The 18,354-nt window shown below is 35.4% G+C and carries 19 protein-coding genes; 9 read left to right on the top strand and 10 right to left on the bottom strand.

All coding sequences use genetic code 11. From position 1 onward, the window contains the following. Positions 1-2 precede the first annotated feature (2 nt). Positions 3-491, bottom strand: coding sequence for an RNA polymerase sigma factor (locus I600_RS01315; protein WP_058102713.1), 489 nt, complete (start codon positions 489-491; stop codon positions 3-5). A 143-nt stretch (positions 492-634) separates the two neighbouring features. Here I600_RS01315 and I600_RS19270 point away from each other — a divergent pair, with 143 nt between their 5' ends. Then, positions 635-781, top strand: a complete 147-nt coding sequence (locus tag I600_RS19270) for a hypothetical protein (protein ID WP_167342504.1) — start codon at positions 635-637, stop codon at positions 779-781. 3 nt (positions 782-784) lie between these two features. Here the strand turns inward: I600_RS19270 and I600_RS01310 are convergent, their stop codons facing one another. From I600_RS01310 to I600_RS01300, 3 genes are read right to left on the bottom strand one after another with little or no spacing between them, the layout of a single operon-like run. Continuing rightward, positions 785-1,876, bottom strand: a complete 1,092-nt coding sequence (locus I600_RS01310) for an amidohydrolase family protein (protein ID WP_058102712.1) — start codon at positions 1,874-1,876, stop codon at positions 785-787. 3 nt (positions 1,877-1,879) lie between these two features. Further along, positions 1,880-2,491: a nucleotidyltransferase family protein gene (locus I600_RS01305; protein ID WP_167342502.1), complete on the bottom strand. Its 612-nt coding sequence runs from the start codon at positions 2,489-2,491 to the stop codon at positions 1,880-1,882. A 7-nt stretch (positions 2,492-2,498) separates the two neighbouring features. After that, entirely contained in the window at positions 2,499-3,509 is a 1,011-nt protein-coding gene (locus I600_RS01300) for an XdhC family protein (RefSeq protein WP_058102710.1), read from the bottom strand. Between the two features lie 206 nt (positions 3,510-3,715). On the opposite strand from I600_RS01300, the gene I600_RS01295 reads away from it, so the two are divergent. Together I600_RS01295 and I600_RS01290 are read left to right on the top strand one after the other, a co-directional pair. After that, positions 3,716-4,807 carry a vWA domain-containing protein gene (locus I600_RS01295; RefSeq protein WP_058102709.1) on the top strand — a complete coding sequence of 364 codons (1,092 nt, stop codon included), beginning with the start codon at positions 3,716-3,718 and terminating at the stop codon, positions 4,805-4,807. 204 nt (positions 4,808-5,011) lie between these two features. Further along, complete coding sequence (locus tag I600_RS01290) at positions 5,012-5,842, top strand: OmpA/MotB family protein (protein WP_058102708.1); 831 nt, start codon at positions 5,012-5,014, stop codon at positions 5,840-5,842. A gap of 72 nt (positions 5,843-5,914) precedes the next feature. On the opposite strand, the gene I600_RS01285 is transcribed toward I600_RS01290, so the two are convergent. The 4 genes from I600_RS01285 to I600_RS01270 are packed head-to-tail and all read right to left on the bottom strand — an operon-like array spanning position 5,915 to position 9,992. Continuing rightward, on the bottom strand, positions 5,915-7,378 hold the full coding sequence (locus I600_RS01285) for a M14 family metallopeptidase (RefSeq protein WP_058102707.1): 1,464 nt from the start codon (positions 7,376-7,378) through the stop codon (positions 5,915-5,917). A 12-nt stretch (positions 7,379-7,390) separates the two neighbouring features. Beyond that, positions 7,391-8,053 carry an N-acetylmuramoyl-L-alanine amidase gene (locus I600_RS01280; RefSeq protein ID WP_058102706.1) on the bottom strand — a complete coding sequence of 221 codons (663 nt, stop codon included), beginning with the start codon at positions 8,051-8,053 and terminating at the stop codon, positions 7,391-7,393. After that, entirely contained in the window at positions 8,050-8,475 is a 426-nt protein-coding gene (locus tag I600_RS01275) for a 3D domain-containing protein (RefSeq protein ID WP_058102705.1), read from the bottom strand. The genes I600_RS01280 and I600_RS01275 overlap by 4 nt, the downstream gene beginning before the upstream one ends. Before the next feature lie 5 nt (positions 8,476-8,480). Next, positions 8,481-9,992, bottom strand: a complete 1,512-nt coding sequence (locus tag I600_RS01270) for an FG-GAP repeat domain-containing protein (RefSeq protein WP_082642864.1) — start codon at positions 9,990-9,992, stop codon at positions 8,481-8,483. A gap of 103 nt (positions 9,993-10,095) precedes the next feature. Between I600_RS01270 and I600_RS01265 the strand changes: the two genes are divergently transcribed. Together I600_RS01265 and I600_RS01260 are read left to right on the top strand one after the other, a co-directional pair. Continuing rightward, on the top strand, positions 10,096-10,497 hold the full coding sequence (locus I600_RS01265) for a DUF2452 domain-containing protein (protein WP_058104232.1): 402 nt from the start codon (positions 10,096-10,098) through the stop codon (positions 10,495-10,497). Positions 10,498-10,549: 52 nt separating this feature from the next. Next, the gene (locus I600_RS01260) at positions 10,550-11,884 is read left to right on the top strand and encodes a serine hydrolase domain-containing protein (protein WP_058102703.1); all 1,335 of its coding nucleotides are present in this window, start codon (positions 10,550-10,552) and stop codon (positions 11,882-11,884) included. A 463-nt stretch (positions 11,885-12,347) separates the two neighbouring features. Here I600_RS01260 and I600_RS01255 read toward each other — a convergent pair whose 3' ends face one another. Continuing rightward, entirely contained in the window at positions 12,348-13,190 is an 843-nt protein-coding gene (locus I600_RS01255) for a 1,4-dihydroxy-2-naphthoyl-CoA synthase (RefSeq protein WP_058102702.1), read from the bottom strand. 182 nt (positions 13,191-13,372) lie between these two features. Here I600_RS01255 and I600_RS01250 point away from each other — a divergent pair, with 182 nt between their 5' ends. From I600_RS01250 to I600_RS01240, 3 genes are all read left to right on the top strand, one after another. Further along, on the top strand, positions 13,373-14,101 hold the full coding sequence (locus tag I600_RS01250; protein ID WP_058102701.1) for a phosphatase PAP2 family protein: 729 nt from the start codon (positions 13,373-13,375) through the stop codon (positions 14,099-14,101). Positions 14,102-14,210: 109 nt separating this feature from the next. Then, on the top strand, positions 14,211-14,975 hold the full coding sequence (locus tag I600_RS01245; protein WP_058102700.1) for an SDR family NAD(P)-dependent oxidoreductase: 765 nt from the start codon (positions 14,211-14,213) through the stop codon (positions 14,973-14,975). 99 nt (positions 14,976-15,074) lie between these two features. Beyond that, on the top strand, positions 15,075-15,650 hold the full coding sequence (locus I600_RS01240; protein WP_209439176.1) for a DUF2911 domain-containing protein: 576 nt from the start codon (positions 15,075-15,077) through the stop codon (positions 15,648-15,650). Positions 15,651-15,746: 96 nt separating this feature from the next. Here the strand turns inward: I600_RS01240 and I600_RS01235 are convergent, their stop codons facing one another. Then, on the bottom strand, positions 15,747-16,670 hold the full coding sequence (locus I600_RS01235; RefSeq protein WP_058102699.1) for a hydrogen peroxide-inducible genes activator: 924 nt from the start codon (positions 16,668-16,670) through the stop codon (positions 15,747-15,749). A 108-nt stretch (positions 16,671-16,778) separates the two neighbouring features. On the opposite strand from I600_RS01235, the gene I600_RS01230 reads away from it, so the two are divergent. Next, positions 16,779-18,299, top strand: a complete 1,521-nt coding sequence (locus I600_RS01230; protein ID WP_058102698.1) for a catalase — start codon at positions 16,779-16,781, stop codon at positions 18,297-18,299. Positions 18,300-18,354: the final 55 nt, after the last annotated feature.

Here is an 18,354-nt window from a genome sequence, read left to right as displayed (position 1 = left end):
ATTTATTTATTTGTCATGTTCGTTTTTAACTTTTTCTTTACTCGAGATATTTTTGTACCCACATTACTTGCACTCAAGCCCGTAATCTGTGCTATTTCATTATAACTTTTGCCTTCTAGCAATAGAAAAATGAGTCCCTTTTCTAATGTATTCAGGTGTTTTAGATGCTGATAAAGTAACCGTAATCGTTCTTCAAAAACTTCATTATGGGTGTCAGATTCGTTAATAAAGACTTCAGCAACTGAAACGGAATCTGGTCGTCTCTTTTTCTTTTTTATAAATGTGATAGATGTATTCATTGCCACGCGATACATCCAAGTTGTTATTTTGGCATCATTACGAAACGAATCAAAATATTTCCAAAGTTGAAATACCACTTCTTGAAAAAGATCTTCTTGGTCTTCCTTATTATCAGTATAAATTGAAGTCACCTTATACAAAAGTCCTTGATGTTCTCGTATTAAATTTGTGAAGACCGCTTCTTTCTGCATCTCTTAAAACTTATTTCCCCATTAGTATGTTGATTTTCTCATTTGTCACACTTTCAGGTAAATTCTTTTTTAAATTAGGGTAAATTAATTCTAACGCATACAACATGAGGTACATATGTGCGTTTTATTAAAAAATACGTGATATGCAGTTTTTAAATCCTGAGATAGAAGCATTGACAAAAAGAAAAAGCACACAAAGCTTGGTCAAGAAACAAGTTTCATGTGGCATTTTTCAAAATGTAGATGATATTCCTGTGGTAGAAGAAACCGTTGAACTCAAAAAGGTGTAGGTTTTACTCTTCGAACAAAGAAGTATCTAAACCAGGAATAAGGTTTAGAGCGTTTTGGTAGTACAATTTCCTTAACACTTCATCGGGTAAGTTTAATCCGTACATTGCCCAAAAAGCATGGTATTTCTTGTAGTAGGGAAAATACTCGTCATTGCTTTCAAGCACCCTAAAATAGGTCGGGAATTCTTCGGGCTTCCAACTGTCTTTTCCAAATAATACCCTGTCTTGATATTTGATAAAAAAAGCTCTTGCATGTTGTGGCTGTCTTCCTAACTCGGCAATTACAGCAGATATCCCAACATTCATGTTTGGCATTTCATCTAATAATTCACCTAGTTTTTCTAAGTTATTTGCGTGCCAACCCATGTGGGCATTAATAAATTTAGTGTTAGGGTGTTTTTTAAATACATTGTGCTGTTCTTGAATAATCTGTTCAAATGGGGCGGGATCTGTTGCCGTACGTTTTCTTCTAGGATGGGTTTTTAGCTCTAGCCAACGCTCATTATCTGCATCCATATCATCCCAAAAAGATTTGGGATCAGCCGCGTGAATTAATACTGGAACGCCCATTTGGGCACATTTGGCCCAAATGGGATCTAAGCGCGGGTCGTCAATGGCCAATCGGTTGCCATTGGCATCTTTATTTCTCAGTCCTAAGCTTTTAAATATTTTTAGTCCTTTAGCGCCATTCTTTATGTCTTGTTCTAATTGAGCTGCAGCTTGTTCGCCCCATGCCATATCTTTTGCTCCTTCAAAATCAACATTGGCAAATACTACAAATCTATTGGGATAACTTTTATTGATATTATCGATTTTTTCTTTTAAGCTTTTGCCCGATCTACCACTTAGGTTCACCATTATGGCTTCGTTCATGGCATCCATGTGGGTAATTAAACCATTTAAGGCTTCTACGGACATATCTCTTTGATGGCTATGAACATCAATGAACGGGAATTTTGCTTTTGTAATCTCTGTTCCCGGTACAACTAATGTAGATGTTGGATTGTATTCTTCAAAGCCCATTTCTTGGGCAAAACTAGGTGATGTAACTACGGCCAAAATAGTAATTAAAATGGTGCTCTTAAGTTGGGTCATTTGCTAAATATGTGTTTTTTTGGCTTCTGCCATTAACTGTTCGTATTCTCTAGTGGTATCAATATCTTTTATTTGCCTTGCTGCATTTAAAGAGATGATGTTGTTGGTATGTTTATTCAAATAGTCTTTTGCTCCAAAATCACCATCTAGTTGAGACAATGCCTTAAAGTGCAATGTAGGGAACAATACAGGAACACCTGCTTTTGCATTATAATCCGTAGCTATAATTTTAGAAGTGTTTTTTTCAAATTGGTCAATTAAATTGTTTAAATGTTGATGTTCAAGTAAGGGCTGATCAGCCAAACAAATTAAAATACCATTATATGGTTCATGCTGCTTTAGTAATGATTGAACACCGTATGCAATACTATTACCTAAACCCTTATCCCAATGGGTGTTGGTGAATACGTTTATATTCATTTCAGTTAATTGACAGGTAGATGCGATAAGATCCGCATTGGATCCTAGAACAACGTTAACACTTGTGGCATCAGATTTTTGAACAGTTCTTATAGTTTCAACTAGAAAATTAGAGTCTTTCCAGGGCATAAGTTGTTTAATGCCTTCCATTCTTCTTGAGGCACCTGCGGCCATAATCAATACAGCAATCTTCATAGCCATGTTAATGATGAATTTCTTTCAACTTATCTTTTAGCATCATAGGTTCGGTTTTTCTGATTACCGTTAAAATTTCCGCTAAAATCGATATTGCTATTTCCTGTGGTGTTTCGGCACCTATATTCAACCCTGCAGGACCATGAATACGTTCAACAAAACTGATGTCGATATCCATGTCATGTTCCAATAATTCCGATAATAGATTTTCTCTTCGCCTTGCCGGTCCCAATACTCCCAAATACGCAGGATTACAGTTTTTTAAAGATATTAGGTATTTCAAATCTTTTACATAGCTATGGGTCATTAGTAATACGGCAGTATTGCTATCTATGATATCTACTGGAAAATCCTCTGGTTCATAGATTAATATGGAATCAATACCTGGAAAATCCTCTATGGTTTTATCTTCTTTAGGGGTAACGGCAACACTTACCTCCCAGCCCATGCCTAAACCAAATTGGGAAAGCTTAACGGCGTCATGTTCACCACCAATTAACAAAAGTCGTTGGCAAGGAGCCATAACCTGAGAAAAATGCAGCGCTTCTGTTTGCCTTTCGGTTAGCATGTTAAATGCATAATTAGTAGCATTTATGGTGATAAAAGTACCGTATCCTTTAAGTTCTCCATAAGTTCTTTTGTAAGATGTAACTAATTGAAATGATTTTCTATCCTTGATTACCTGGTCAAATGCATGCAAACAAGTTTCGTTTGGCTCAAATGGTTCCAACAACAAATAAAGTATTCCTTCACAGCCTAATCTATACCTGCCATCATACGTCATTAGTTTTGCACAATTGTTTTTAAATACCGATTGTGCCTGAAACAACACTTCTTTCTCAACACAACCACCACTTACCGCACCGATCATAACATGGTCTTCGCGTATAAGCATACGAACACCGGGTCTACGATAAGAAGAACCGTCTAAATCTACTACTGTGGCCAAAACACATTTTAAACCAGAAGCTTTGGCTTGTCTATACTCGTTAAATATCCTTTTGAACTCGTGGGTCATTCAGTGCATTTTACATCTTCTAATGTAGTGAAATTATAATTTATATTATGAAGCGTTATGTGCTTAAGCCTAACAAAATATAGGTCTTGTAGAATTTAAAGGCTTTAAGTAGGTTAGCTTTAACAATCTTTAACATTAATTTTATTATTCGCTATAATTTAAATAAACTTTGTGCGTTCTGCTAGTTGAACCCGTAATAATTGAATATGAAAAATTTTTTAAAAACCTTTAGTGTGTTTTTTATGGTTACCCTACTTGTTTCTTGTGGTAACGCAGATGATGATGTAAGCATGATTTTGAACACTGGAGACGGACTGGGAGAAGGAACGGAAGTTGATGAATGTTTAGGTTTGGAAGAAGGTGAGCTCGTATTATCCATACAAGATCAATATACCACATTGCCAGGTAAAGTTTCAGTATTTTTTAAAGTATCCGATACCAATGGAAACCCAGTACCTGGGTTAACGGCAGACCAGTTCACTATTTATGAGCAAGGTAGAAATGATGATTGTTTTAATACCATTTCAACGTCAGAATCATCGGCACGTATTTCTCCAAATTCACAAATTTTCTCGAACAATACCTTATTGGTACTTGATTTAAGTAATAGTGTATTGAGCAGTAGTCTAGAAGAGCTAAAATTAGCTTCAACTAGTTTTGTTGACGCTGTAATGCCTGCCACTACACAAGAATCTGTAAAAATGGCTATCTACTGGTTTGATGGTGAGGATGAATTACATTTATTAAATGAGCTTACTCCTTCAAAAACTGAATTAAAAGATGCCATTGAGGGTATAACAGATGATATCAGTAATGACCCTTCTACAGACTTATATGGAGCCGTTATCAAATCGACCGATATTGCATCGGACTTAGTAAAGGTTTCTACGGCTGATGGTAAAATCGGAGCTGCATCAGTTGTGATATTTACTGATGGTACCGATCAAGCATCACGTTATACAGAAAGTGCTGCCCTGAAAAAAGTTAATGAGGCAAATGCGAATATTTCATTCTTTAGTATTGGGCTTGGTGCTGAAATTGACACTGAAGTTCTAACAGCTGTTGGTAAAACGGCTAGTGTTTTTGCTACCAATAAAGATGAGCTGGAAACAACATTTAGAGATATCTCCGAAAAGGTTTCTGAAAGAGCCAATAGTTTCTATTTATTCGAATATTGTAGCCCTAAAAGAGATGGTAGCGGTGAAAATAACTTAGCTATACAGATCAATACAGGATCTAGACAGGGAGCGGTACAAACCAAGTTTAGTGCAAACGGATTTACCGGAGGTTGCGAATAGATATAACACCTACAAAAAGTAAAAAGAAGCATGTAAATGCTTCTTTTTTTTGCTCTTAACCGAAATGAACAACATATTGATAATCATTTTGTTGTAGACGTGTTTTACAGGGAAAAACGGATTGAGTTAAAAATTTAAACATCCGTAATTCTGTTTAAGCCGTATATAAAAACGATTAAACTAATATTAATTAAAAAGAACAAAATGAAAAGATTATCCTTAGTTACTATAGTATCTGTAGCGCTTTTAACTTCATGTGTTTCAAAAAAGAAATATGTTGCATTAGAAGATAACTTATCTCAAACCCAAAGTACCCTACAGAAAACACAAGTAGAAAAAGAAGAGTTGCAAGCTCAAATGACACGTATTGAAGCTCGTGTTGAAGAGTACAATAATAAAATAAACTCTTTAAAGGAAATGAACGATAGCCAGTTCACAAGTGTGGACGATGTAGCTGTAATGAGCAACAACACAAAGGCTAAAATGAGAAATACATTGAAAAATGTTGACCCTGCAAAATTAGCTGGTGCTAAAACATTACAAGATTCAATGAACTTAGCTGTTTCTTACAAATTAAAGCAGTCTATCTCTGAAGAGGGAGAAGATATTGATGTTAGTATTGATAAAACTGTGGTTATGATCAATATTTCTGATGAGTTATTGTTCAATACAGCTAGTTATAGAGTAAGTAACAAAGCTGACAATATTCTTAAAAAATTGGCGGATGTTATTAAGTCAGAGCCAAGTATGGAAGTTATGGTAGAAGGTCATACAGATTCTAGAACCATTAACACTCCTATGGTTACAGATAACTGGGATTTAAGTGTAAAGCGTGCAACTTCAATCGTACGTAAATTACAGAAAGAATATGACGTAGATCCTTCTCAATTAATTGCTTCTGGTAGAAGTAGCTACTTACCATTGGTAGAGAACGATACTAAAGAGCACATGGCAATGAACAGAAGAACTAAGATTGTTATTTTGCCAAACTTAGATAAGTTTTTTGCACTTTTAGATGCAGAAGATGCTATGTAAAGCACAAAATCTATATATGTAAAAAAGGGAAGCAAATGCTTCCCTTTTTTTATTCCATTAATGGTATGACCTTTATCTAAAAATCATACTATTGGGTACATTGATATCGGTCTTTTTTAAGTTGACCAAAAATCCGTTAATGACCGCATATTCCGTAACTCCATTTTTTTCCAAAAAGAACGTAGGATTTATTCCGGGTGATAAGTTCAATTCAGGAACATTGTATTTTGCACCAATCAAGTGCACTGGAAATGGCGAATTAATGCGCTTTGCAGGAAACGTTGATAAACGCACATAACCAAATCCCTGTTTTAAAATATCATTGAAATTCAAAGCCTTTACATCTTCAATAGAATTTAAAGTCCTTGGATATACTTTTGCTTGTTTTATGGTATACCCAGCAGCATCTAAGGTTTCATAACCATAATATGTAGAAAGATCACCTTGGTCTAATATTCTGCTACTATACCAAAATGAATTGTGATCCGGGTAATCTACTTCAATTTGATTGATACCTAGGTCCAAAACGTAGGTATTACCCATTAGGTTATAACTTGCTCCTGTTATTTTAAGATCAAACAACTTTCTGTCATTTTCGGGAATTTCCTCATATTTCTCAATGGCAATGGTTTCGTAAGATTTTTTTGCAATCGTATATATGGCCGATAAAATTGAAGTGTAATTTAGCTTCCTAATTTCCTGTTTTTCAATATCATTGGGGTAACCGCCAGACTCTATTAAAATGGTACTTGTCCCCCATTTTTGAATATTATCTCCAAAAGCACGTGGCTCAAAATCATCATTATATCTGCCTACTTGTCCCGGGGCATACTTTTGAAGAATATTATTCATGAATACAATAATTTTCATGGCATTGCCACGGGTTTCATTAATATCCTTTTCATAATTATAAGCCGGTGCTAAATAAGAAATGGTAGCAGGCTTTTCTGTTCGTTCCGCATTATAGTACGTGCTTTGATCATGTAGGTTGAATCCGAAATCGGCATTTAAACTGTCTCTCACCCTTTTTAAGGTTTTAGATTCGGGCGATTGCAATCGTAGGGCATCTCTATTGATATCTATACCCAAAAGATTACGTCTTTGAAAAAGTTCTGCCCCATCTGGGTTCAGCATGGGTAAAAAATGAATGGTTAAATTAGAGAGAATCGCCTCTTTTTCTTTTTTGAAATCTGCACTGTCAAAAAAATTCAGAATATCAAATATAGCCTGTGTCGCTGTAGGTTCGTCACCATGCATTTGAGACCAAAGAAATACATTGGTTTCCCCAGAGCCAATACTAATTAAACTTAACTTTTTTCCGCCGATCGACTTTCCTACGGTTTGAACCTTAAATTTATCGTTTACCGTAAAATTGTCTATCAATGGTTGAATATCTGCTCGTTTAATGCGTCTCTTTCCAATAGAACCTTCTTTGTAATTCTCATAGGTATCATACAATTGGGAGGTAATGTTGTCGGTTTGGCAAATGACCGAACAAGAGCATAAAAACAATGCGGCTAATAATAGGTGTTTCATTCTATAATTATATTAATTATGATTAGTAGGTAATTTTTTAAAGTTCAAATCTTTGACAGCTTTTCTAACATCGTTCATGAAGGCTTTACCAGGATCGGTCTTTTTAGTTCTATATCCTTCATCTTGTTCTAACCATAGCGGATGATTTTCAAAGAGCGTATACTCATAATGACCAATTAGATAGTCAATGTCATATTTACCCTTTAAGTATCTAACAAGCCAAATGTTAGACTTTAGCTGTGCTTTGGTCAGGGGCAAATCATCTGTACCACCAACGTTCTCAACTCCAATAGCACAATGGTTTAACCCAATTACATGGCGTGCCATGGTTGTTTCTGGCATTAATTGATATATGGTGCCATCCCTATCTATCATAAACTGTGAAGATACATTTAAACCGCTCACATTTTTAATATCAGGTCTCCAATTAGGTAATGATACGGGATCAAAAGCAGCAAAAGACTTTTCAAATGTTGGAATAACCGTCCAATGCAATACGATCATTTTAGGGTCGATCTCAGGGGAATCTTGCTCTAATCCGTATCTGTTTTGCAAGTATTCCAAGGTTAACACCTTCCTTTCCTCATTAAAAGTAATTGGTCGTTCTACAATAGTTTTAGATGAAGAACATGAAAATAAACCTATTAAAACGATGTAAAAAAGATACTTTTTCATTTAATGATGCTTTCCGTGCTGTCCTTTTCAACAGCGTATGATATAGTAATTTTTCTTCTTCCCCACTCCTTGGCTTTTTCAATATTTTCACCCATATAAATATCTATACGGTTACGCCATCTAGAATGCATTTTATCTTTTACAATATAAATGCCTTCAAAGGTATCTATCTTTACCAGAGTATTATAAGAAAGCCCTTTTTTTAAAAGATCTCTAGAGACGGCTATCCATTTTTTTCCTGGTTTTATGGAGTCGCCCCATGCCGTTATTGCAGGGTGTTCGTATGATGTTTGGTTGGGTATTGAATTATAGGCCGTTGCCGTAACTTCCATAGGCACCCAATCGTATTTATCTATTACCACTTCTTCTTGACAACTTAGCACCAAAATGGCAAAAAATAAAACGACCCCTCTTTTCAACATAGTTACTAATGTAGCTTATTTTTTAAAATTAGTAGATCCGTATAACTTTCTTTCCATGCTTCTTCTAAGTATTCCGGGGCTGGTGTAAATGAAAAACTAAGGGCACTAAGTACGATGTCAATATCTCCATCATCATCAATATCTTCGGCATCCATTAAAAACCACCTTCCTAATTTGGTGTCGGTTAAATGCTCTTGGGAAAACGTATAGGAAGTACTTTCCTTATTTTCCAGATATATGAAATTATAATCAGGGTGATTATCAAAATCGGGGAAAGTAGCCAACAAAGCGAAATCAATGTCCCCGTCTTGATCAAAATCATTGGCAATAACCCTTGTAGCACCGTTTAATGGATGAAAATATGATTCTTTAAAGTTGTTCTGCCCATCATTTATATGAATTCGCATACCGTGATATGGTTTGTTTACAAAAGATTTGTCTGCATTGTCTCCATTTACGGTGATGATATCCTCAAATCCGTCTTTATTATAATCAATAAGCTCCATCCAGCTAGATCCATAGACCGGACTAAACCGTAGTACCTTTTCAGCTTCGAATTTTAAATTTTCTTGTTGGTATAATATATAGACCGATTCATCACCTTGTGCAAACAACACTACCAAATCCTCTTTGCCATCGTTGTTCATATCTTTAGGTATTACCCTTAACGCACCTGGCAAACCTAATAGCACTTGTTCTTCGTAAAACCCAAAATCATTTTTCTTCAACAAGGTTAATTTTCCCTTTAAGTCTCCAAACTCGCTTATAACAATTTCCTCAGTACCATTTTTATCAAGGTCTAAATATAGGGTGTGTACTGGTCTATGGAGAGAATCCTGTAATACCGCTGTTTCATTGCCTTTTCTTAAAACAGCTGCGCCACGTGGTATTTCATTGGGGTCCATTTTCCCCATACTAGTGACATACACACTATCATTTAAAATTCTGGCATTGATTATTGCGGAATCGAAATCTCCTAAAAGCTGAAAGGTCTTGGTATTTAAATCATATGTATTTAATTCTCCTTGACGGCTACCTGTAATTATTCTGTTTTTTTTACTATCGATATCCAAATATGTAATCATACTGCCCTTTACGCTATCTAAACTTATAGGGAAAGCCGTGAATGTAACTAGTGGTTTACTTTCAGTTTTATGAACATTACTTAGAAGACTATCTGGAGCCAATTCAATTATATATTCCTTTAGTAGTTTCCAGTCTTCTAACGGAATTAAAGGTTTTGAAGGGTAAACGCCAGTTTTGATTACAGCAATTTGTTCATGAAAAGGCAACTTGTAATAAGGGTGTTTTCCTTTGGTGAATATGCCCATTCTGGCTCCCATTTCGGGTAACACTTCATTTTTCCAGATATCTTTGGGTAAAGATTGTATATCTGGAGCAATATGACAACTAGCACAATAACCAGTAAAAAGGGCTTCCTCCCTTGAAGGTTTCTCTGTATTGCATGAAATAAAGACCATAAATAAAATACAGTAAAAACATAATTTTAAATTCATCAATTATAATGATTTCGAATAGTGACTTTAATAGAATATGGAAGATACCTATACCCATAAAACCTTGCAATATACATGAATGCTTTTCTTTAAATTTGTTGATATGAAAAAAGAAAAAAAACCGGATAATGTCGTCTTTGATGAAGATGCTCAAGAATATCATGGAAAACTACTGCCATTTGCAAGTGGTGTAGCGGCCCCAAGAATTACACCACCCGATGTTACTTCATGGAAAAACACCCATATTGTAGGTGCTAATAACCAATTTAAAGCACAGTATGAAGCTTTGCAGAAAGCTTATGATAAATTAATGACCGATTTTGAATATAACAATTTGGTCTACAATGCTAAGTTTAGTTTTGAACCCATTGTAGGTAAGGAGTATCACTTGTACCGTGCTAAAGACCAGAGTACCTTTCTATCATTGATTTTGCCCCAAGAATGCAGTTTTGACTATTTAGGAAGTTTTAGGTTATCTGCAGATAAAACTTGGCAAAAATTGTAAGTTGCCATTTAAGAATTCTGATTTTCAATCAGATAAAAACCATCAAACAATAATGAGAAAGTTAAAATTACTTTTAGGAATTGCCTTGGTAGGCATTATTGCCGCAATTTATTTTAATTACCCAAAGCTGAACCTCATTTCCGGTTACGCATCAAAAAGTATGGCATCCAGTGTATTTATTGCGGATAGAGAACCCGTGGATGTAATATTAAACGATCACGAAATGCCTTTGATCAAGTTATCTGATTGTGAGGTTTACACTGAGGATAATTCCGCTACGGCAAGTGTTTATGGACTTATGCCAAGAAAAGCGGTTTTCAAGGAGGGTTTAGGTGTCGTCTTGACCAATGATGAATATGAGAAGCATAATTTTGATATCATCCCCAACAGGTTTTTCGTAAAAGATACACTACCGTTTCCTTTTGGTAATAACGGTGTAAAAGATACCATTTTAGCGAATGTTGATTATGATAAATTAGAGGTCGCATTTGAAAATGCTTTTAAAGATCCTGAACAAAGAACAAGGTCTCTATTGGTGGTTCATAAAAACCAAATCATAGGTGAACGCTATATTAGAGGATTTACGGAGGATACCAAAATATTGGGGTGGTCTATGACTAAAAGTATATTAGCTACACTTTATGGTATTTTAGAGTATCAAGGGGAAATGAAGATGGATTATAAACCATTTGGCAATGAGATTCGTATGAAAAATCTGAAAAGTAATATTACTATAGATCATTTATTACGCATGCAGAGTGGTTTGGCTTGGGAAGAAAATTATTTTAAAATATCAGACGTTACCCGCATGCTTTTTTTAGATTCGGATATGACTTTGGCACAGCGTAATAAAAACGTAATCGCGGCCCCGACCGAAATTTGGAACTACTCTTCCGGTACCACCAATCTTTTGTCAGGGATATTGCGCGAACAATTTGAAACCCACCAAGAATATCTAGATTTTCCTTATCAGGAATTGATCGATAAAATTGGTATGAATTCAATGTTGTTAGAGACAGACTTAATGGGTAATTACATACTATCATCCTATGCGTGGGCAACAACCAGAGATTGGGCTAAGTTTGGGCTACTATATTTAAATAAAGGGGATTGGAACGGGGAACGTATTTTCTCGGAATCTTGGGTGGATTATGTTTCTACCCCTACCGTAAATTCTGATGGAGTCTACGGCGCACATTTTTGGTTGAATGCAAATGGAAAATATCCAGATATATCTAAAGACCTGTTCTCCGTAAACGGATTTCAAGGTCAGCGCATATTCATAATACCCTCTAAAGATTTAGTTGTAGTGCGTACCGGACTGGAAGAACAATCTGACGAACAGTTCAATACATTGTTAAAGGAAATCATAAGGTCTATTCAATAATACACATTAGCTTTAAATAATTTAAGCAACACCACAATTCTCAAGAAACACACAACAGATTGCTCTTACATGACAACAATAGTTTCTATGAACTGAAGAACATATATATCTTTACAGTGTTGTTAAAAACGAAATAAATTTTTTCATTTTCATATAGTGTTCTCGTAAAAGAGTCTGATCTTCAAAGGGTTGGACTCTTTTTAGTTTAGGATGGTTTTTCTTTTAAGTGTTCCGTTGGCAGTATCAGTTTTAAGTGTTCAGAAAAAAGTATTAAGTAAAAAGTACTGAGTATTAAGTACTGCTTTATGATAGCTAAACGCTTCGCGTTTGAACAACCACTTTTAGCCGTTAGCCTAAAAAAGTTCATTCTTTCTTTTGGAAAAATGAACTTTTTTAAAACAACCATCAACGGACAACCATCAACGGACAACCATCAACGGACAACCATCAACGGACAACCAACCTACGGTAGCCAATTATCCTTGCCAAAATCAGGTTTACGCTTTTCTAGAAATGCATTTCTACCTTCTTTTGCTTCTTCGGTCATATAAGCCAATCTTGTTGCTTCACCGGCAAATACTTGTTGGCCTACCATACCATCATCAGTTAAGTTCATGGAGAACTTTAGCATTTTAATGGAAGTTGGAGATTTCTCCAATACTTCTTGTGCCCATTGAAAAGCAGTATCCTCTAACTCATCATGAGGTATAACGGCATTGACCATACCCATGTCAAACGCATCTTGTGCGGAATAGTTTCTACCTAAAAAGAAAATTTCACGTGCCTTTTTCTGTCCCACCATTTTTGCCAAATATGCAGAACCGTATCCACCATCAAAGCTGGTAACATCAGCATCAGTTTGTTTAAAAATAGCATGTTCTTTACTGGCCAAGGTCATATCACAAACTACGTGAAGGCTATGTCCGCCACCAACGGCCCAACCCGGTACAACACAGATCACCACTTTGGGCATAAAACGAATCATTCGTTGAACTTCAAGAATATTCAAACGGTGCTGCCCATCTTGCCCAACATATCCTTTCTCTCCCCTAGCCTTTTGGTCGCCACCGCTACAAAAAGACCATATTCCGTCTTTAGTTGAAGGACCTTCCGCGGAAAGTAGCACCACTCCTATAGATGTATCTTCCTGTGCATCATAAAATGCTTTTATAAGTTCACTTGTGGTATGTGGTCTAAAGGCATTGCGTACATTAGGCCTATTGAAAGCAATACGTGCTACGCCGTCACATTTTTTATAAGTAATATCATCAAATTCTATGGCAGTTTTCCAATCGGGTGATTTCATAATTTCTAACAATTCTATTATCGCATAAAGATAAGGTTTCAGGATATACTCGTCCAAATCTGTATGACCCCATACCCCTTTAAAAAATGAGTTTAACTCAAACGAGTTATTTATCAATTTGTTTGAAACACTGATATTGACCCATATCGGCTAAGTTTACATCGAATTAAATAGATCGTTTCATGAAACAATCCCTTTTTACATTTATAAAATCGCTACGAGAATTTCTAGAAAATAAACTCAACCAATACAATACAACGTTACCTTATGTGATAACTGTAATTATTGCCCTTGTTATAGTTGTAGGCGGCATAAATGTATTTGTAGAATTAACAGAGACATTAAAGACCGAAATGCTTGCCAATTATGATACTGCAATAACGGATTACATTGTTTCTAGACGTACACCTAGCTTAACCAACTACTTTAAATTTATGACCAATGTTGGCGATACTTATGGCTATTTAATTGTATTATCCATTTTTTTGTTAGTCTCCCTTTTGGTCTTTAAACGTTGGAAATATATTGTACAGGCAACTTTGGTGTTAGCATTGGCAACAGTTTCAAATATGATGTTAAAACGATTTATTGATAGAGCTAGACCGGGAATAGAACATTTGGTCTCTGTGGAAACCTTAAGTTATCCTAGCGGACATGCCATGAGTGCAATGGCTTTCTATGGCTTTCTCATTTTTTTGGTGATCAAATTCGACATTCAAAAAGTGTTTAAATACTTATTGGTGATAGTATTGTTAACGGTAATATTAAGTATTGGTATTAGTCGAATTTATTTAGGGGTGCACTTTCCATCCGATATTGCGGGCGGATTCATTGCTGGTTTTATCTGGGTTGTTTTCTGTGTTTTGGTATTTGATCTAATTCAATTATTTAAACGCGACCCCAAAACTTAAGTAAAGATCAACTTTAATAAAAAAATAACGTAGCTGAAGTACTATTGAAAAAACGGTATCTGTATTTTAGTTACACTAAAAACTTCATAAATTATAGACATTGTACATCATGAAATCATCTTCAAAAATTGCCTTGGTTACGGGTGGTAGCCGTGGAATTGGTAAGAATATTGCGTTAAAGATCGCCGAAAAAGGATTAGATATAATTTTGACCTACCACTCTAAAAAAGATGCGGCAGAAGCAGTTGTCAAAGAAATTGAAAAATTAGGTCAAAAAGCTGTTGCGTTCCAATTGGATACAAGCGATACGTCAAATTTCTCAAGTTTCTTTAAGAGAATTAGCATGTACTTAAATGAAAATTATCGCTCAGCTAAATTTGATTATTTGATAAATAATGCCGGAACGGGAATTTACAAGCCTTTTTTAGAAACCACCGAAGCAGATTTTGATGCTATGATGAACATTCACTTAAAAGGTGTTTATTTTTTAACCCAACATGCCGTAGACCAATTAAATGATGGTGGCGGTATTATAAATATATCCTCTGGGTTGGTACGTGTTACCATACCGGGTTCTTCTGCGTATGCAAGTATGAAAGGTGGTATTGATGTATTTACAAGGTTTTTGGCAAAAGAGTTGAGTTCAAAAAAAATAAGGGCAAATGTAGTGGCTCCTGGTGCCGTTGGTACAGACTTTGGTGGTGGCGCAAATAAAGATAATGAGGAAAGACGTCAGAAAATTAGTAGTAATACGGCTTTAGGTCGGGTTGGTGAACCTGAAGACATAGGAGGTATTGTAGCCTTCTTGTGCACAGAAGATGCAGGTTGGATCAACGGTCAACGTATTGAAGCGACCGGGGGATTGATGTTATAAGCAATGTTGATTCTTAGGTAGATACCTAGCGAATAGTCTAGTTTTCATTTTAATTATCATTAAATTTAAATGCTAATCTATTTTTATAAACATGTAATTATGATGAAAAAAATTACACTACTTATCGCCGGCCTTAGCCTAGTTACTTCAGTTAGTTTTGCCCAAAGTTTTAGGGGCTTAGATAAAAGTCCGTTAGACAGGGCGTATTTACCTGATCATTTTGCCCATGATATAAAATTTGCTCCAGAGCGAAATTTACCTGACAGCCCTATTCTAAAAATAGATTATAGTAGACCCCAAAAGAAAGGTCGCCAAGTTTTTGGTGGTATGGTCAAATACAATGAAATATGGCGACTTGGTGCTAATGAGGCAACTGAGATAAAGGTTTATCAAGATGTTAAAATAGATGGTAAATTACTTAGGGAAGGAACGTATACTATGTATGCTATACCTACCGAAGAGATATGGACCATTATATTTAATAGAGATGTTGATCAATGGGGACACTATAGCTATGATGATAAAAATGATGTTCTAAGAGTTGATGCACATGTCTTACAAAATGATCAACCCGTAGAAGAATTTTCCATTCAATTTGAAGACTCAGAACAAGGTGTTGCTCTAATGTATATTGCTTGGGATATGAACAGGGTTGAAATTCCTATTGGTTATTAGAACAATTAAAATTGTTGAACTTCTATTAACAGAGGAATCTACTGTGTTGCCAGTTTGACGTTTTATAAAAATTTTAGAGCGTATGTTTAGTTGTTCCTAACGCCAATTAATCTTTATAAAGCGTTGGTTCTTTTCAAATTCTTTAGGAGTTTTATCTAAAATCTCATGTCTAAGTGCATCTAATAACACCTCTTTTGAAAAAGTTTGTTGAACAACTAGACTTACTTCCCTAACCGGTTTAGGTTTTTGAAAATGAAGTACATGGCCATTATCATTAGTGCTAATGGCCATTTCAGGCACTAATGTAAATCCTCCATAATTATCTACCATTTTCTTTAAAGCTTCAATAGAACCGCTTTTAAACTGAATGTTTCCGTTAGTATTGGTATGCCCACAAATATTTAGAACCTGATTTCTAAAACAATGTCCTTTCTCCAGTAACCATAAATTAGTTAACCCTTCTATTTCCTCAACAGATATTTTGTTCTTATCCTTATCTATAAAACCAGGCTGCCCATAAAACACAAAAGGCTCATTGTATAGTTTTATTTCCCTTAGGTGGGCATCGTTCAATGGTGTTACCAATAGACCTATATCTATTTCCTTATTGTGTAAAGACCTTATAATTTGGTCACTTTCCATTTCTTCAATCAACAATCTTGTGTTGGGATATTTTTTTGAAAATGGTCCGGAAATTAATGGGATCAAATAAGATGAAATTGTGGGCAATACAGCTAAACGGAATTCTCCTTCAATACTGTTCAACTCAATATTCACCATATTTTTAAGTTCACGGGCTTCTTTCAATATCATCTTCGCCTTCAATATGAACATTTCCCCTAAACTGGTAGGCTTTAGAGGGAACTTACTCTTGTCAAAAATTAAAAATCCTATTTCATCCTCTAATTTTTTAACCTGTATGGTTATGGTAGGTTGGGTAACAAAACACTTTTCTGCGGCCGTAACAAAATGTCTATAAGCGTCTAGTGCAATCACATATTCTAATTGTTGCAAGGTCATTTAGGTGGCATATTAATTTTAGCAATACAAGTATATAGAGTATTAATTTGATTGATAAGCGCTTCTAATTGAATTTTGCTTCATCATTATAACATAAATCTATAAAGAATGAAAAAAAGATTAGTGACGCTTATCACCCTAGCCTTGGTAGGTGTAGGTTTGGCCCAGTCTAACAACACAATAACTACAAATGGTGGTGTTCCAGTTGGCGATAATCAGAATTCCAAAACCGTAGGTGAATATGGACCCGTTTTATTGGAGGATATTTATTTGGTAGAAAAACTGGCAGCGTTTGATAGGGAAAGAATTCCAGAACGAGTGGTACATCCTAGAGGCGCAGGAGCGTCGGGTTATTTTGAAGCTACTAAAGATATGTCCGAGTTCACAAAAGCGGTATTATTTTCACAAGTTGGCAAAAAGACAGACCTTGCCGTTCGTTTCTCTACCGTAATACATGGAAAAGGTTCTCCTGAAACTGCAAGAGACCCAAGAGGTTTTGCCGTTAAGTTTTATACGGAACAGGGAAATTATGATATCGTAGGTAACAATTTGCCAATTTTCTTTATCAGGGACGCCATTAAATTCCCGGACATGGTACACTCTTTAAAACCTTCGCCTGTAACCAATAAACAGGATCCTAACAGATTTTTCGATTTCTTTTCGCATGTACCAGAATCTACACATATGCTTACAAGATTATATACGGATTTAGGTATTCCAAAAGGATACCAATACATGAACGGTAGCAGTGTGCACGGTTATAAATGGATAAATGCCGAAGGAGATGTTACTTACGTAAAATATTCGTGGGTTTCTAAACAAGGTGAAAAAAACTTGACTATTGAAGAAGCCGCTGAACAACAAGGGAAAGATTGGCAACATGCTACCATGAGCTTAAGAAAGGATATTGACGATAAAAATTATCCTCAATGGGATTTGTATGTGCAGTTAATTAAGCCAGAAGATATGCATTCTTTCGACTTTTGGCCCTTAGATGCAACTAAAGACTGGCCAGCCGATAAAATTGAAAAAATTAAAATTGGTACCATGACTTTAAATGAGAACCCGGTAAACTTTTTTGAGCAGGTAGAAAGTATTGCTTTCTCTCCAGGTGCTTTAATTCCAGGTGTAGAACCTTCTGAGGATAAATTGTTACAAGGTAGATTGTTCTCTTATTTTGATACACAAAGACATCGTCTTGGTCCTAATTTTTTACAATTGGAAGTCAACAAGCCTTTAGAAGAACCTAACAACTATAATTCTGATAGTTGGAACAGTGCAGGAAATAAAAGATTTGAAAATCCGGATGTGAACTATCAACCAAGTTCAAAAGCGGCTTTAGCAGAAGATCCCCAATACAAGCAATCAGAAACTACACTTAGCAATGTAACTATTACACAAAAGAAAATCTCTAAAACCAATGATTTTGCCCAAGCTGGGGATTTTTATAGAACGCTATCTAAACAACAGCAAGAAAATTTAATTAAAAACTTAAGTGGCGATTTAAGTGCTGTAACAGATAAAAACATTCAAAAAACCATGATTGGTCATTTCTATCAAGCAGATAGGAATTTTGGAATGGCTTTAGCAAAAGCACTAGGTTTTTTACAGAAAGATTTCATGCATTAAATATTTATACTAAAAAGAGGGTGCTATTATGCATCCTCTTTTCCAATACAGAAAA

It is taken from the genome of Maribacter dokdonensis DSW-8, assembly GCF_001447995.1.
In the GTDB taxonomy this organism is placed as follows: Bacteria; Bacteroidota; Bacteroidia; order Flavobacteriales; family Flavobacteriaceae; genus Maribacter; species Maribacter dokdonensis.
The sequence above is the reverse complement of the archived record's forward strand: the minus strand, read 5'-3'. Positions and strand labels throughout refer to the sequence as shown.

Coding starts and splice junctions, on each gene's coding strand:
- I600_RS01235 (WP_058102699.1), bottom strand. CDS start 16,670: ATGACCTTGCAACAATTAGAATATGTGATTGCACTAGACGCTTATAGA.
- I600_RS19270 (WP_167342504.1), top strand. CDS start 635: ATGCAGTTTTTAAATCCTGAGATAGAAGCATTGACAAAAAGAAAAAGC.
- I600_RS01315 (WP_058102713.1), bottom strand. CDS start 491: ATGCAGAAAGAAGCGGTCTTCACAAATTTAATACGAGAACATCAAGGA.
- I600_RS01285 (WP_058102707.1), bottom strand. CDS start 7,378: ATGAAACACCTATTATTAGCCGCATTGTTTTTATGCTCTTGTTCGGTC.
- I600_RS01300 (WP_058102710.1), bottom strand. CDS start 3,509: ATGACCCACGAGTTCAAAAGGATATTTAACGAGTATAGACAAGCCAAA.
- I600_RS01275 (WP_058102705.1), bottom strand. CDS start 8,475: ATGTTGAAAAGAGGGGTCGTTTTATTTTTTGCCATTTTGGTGCTAAGT.
- I600_RS01280 (WP_058102706.1), bottom strand. CDS start 8,053: ATGAAAAAGTATCTTTTTTACATCGTTTTAATAGGTTTATTTTCATGT.
- I600_RS01255 (WP_058102702.1), bottom strand. CDS start 13,190: ATGAAATCACCCGATTGGAAAACTGCCATAGAATTTGATGATATTACT.
- I600_RS01310 (WP_058102712.1), bottom strand. CDS start 1,876: ATGACCCAACTTAAGAGCACCATTTTAATTACTATTTTGGCCGTAGTT.
- I600_RS01230 (WP_058102698.1), top strand. CDS start 16,779: ATGAAAAAAAGATTAGTGACGCTTATCACCCTAGCCTTGGTAGGTGTA.
- I600_RS01305 (WP_167342502.1), bottom strand. CDS start 2,491: ATGAAGATTGCTGTATTGATTATGGCCGCAGGTGCCTCAAGAAGAATG.
- I600_RS01250 (WP_058102701.1), top strand. CDS start 13,373: ATGAAACAATCCCTTTTTACATTTATAAAATCGCTACGAGAATTTCTA.
- I600_RS01270 (WP_082642864.1), bottom strand. CDS start 9,992: ATGAATTTAAAATTATGTTTTTACTGTATTTTATTTATGGTCTTTATT.
- I600_RS01260 (WP_058102703.1), top strand. CDS start 10,550: ATGAGAAAGTTAAAATTACTTTTAGGAATTGCCTTGGTAGGCATTATT.
- I600_RS01240 (WP_209439176.1), top strand. CDS start 15,075: ATGATGAAAAAAATTACACTACTTATCGCCGGCCTTAGCCTAGTTACT.
- I600_RS01295 (WP_058102709.1), top strand. CDS start 3,716: ATGAAAAATTTTTTAAAAACCTTTAGTGTGTTTTTTATGGTTACCCTA.
- I600_RS01290 (WP_058102708.1), top strand. CDS start 5,012: ATGAAAAGATTATCCTTAGTTACTATAGTATCTGTAGCGCTTTTAACT.
- I600_RS01265 (WP_058104232.1), top strand. CDS start 10,096: ATGAAAAAAGAAAAAAAACCGGATAATGTCGTCTTTGATGAAGATGCT.
- I600_RS01245 (WP_058102700.1), top strand. CDS start 14,211: ATGAAATCATCTTCAAAAATTGCCTTGGTTACGGGTGGTAGCCGTGGA.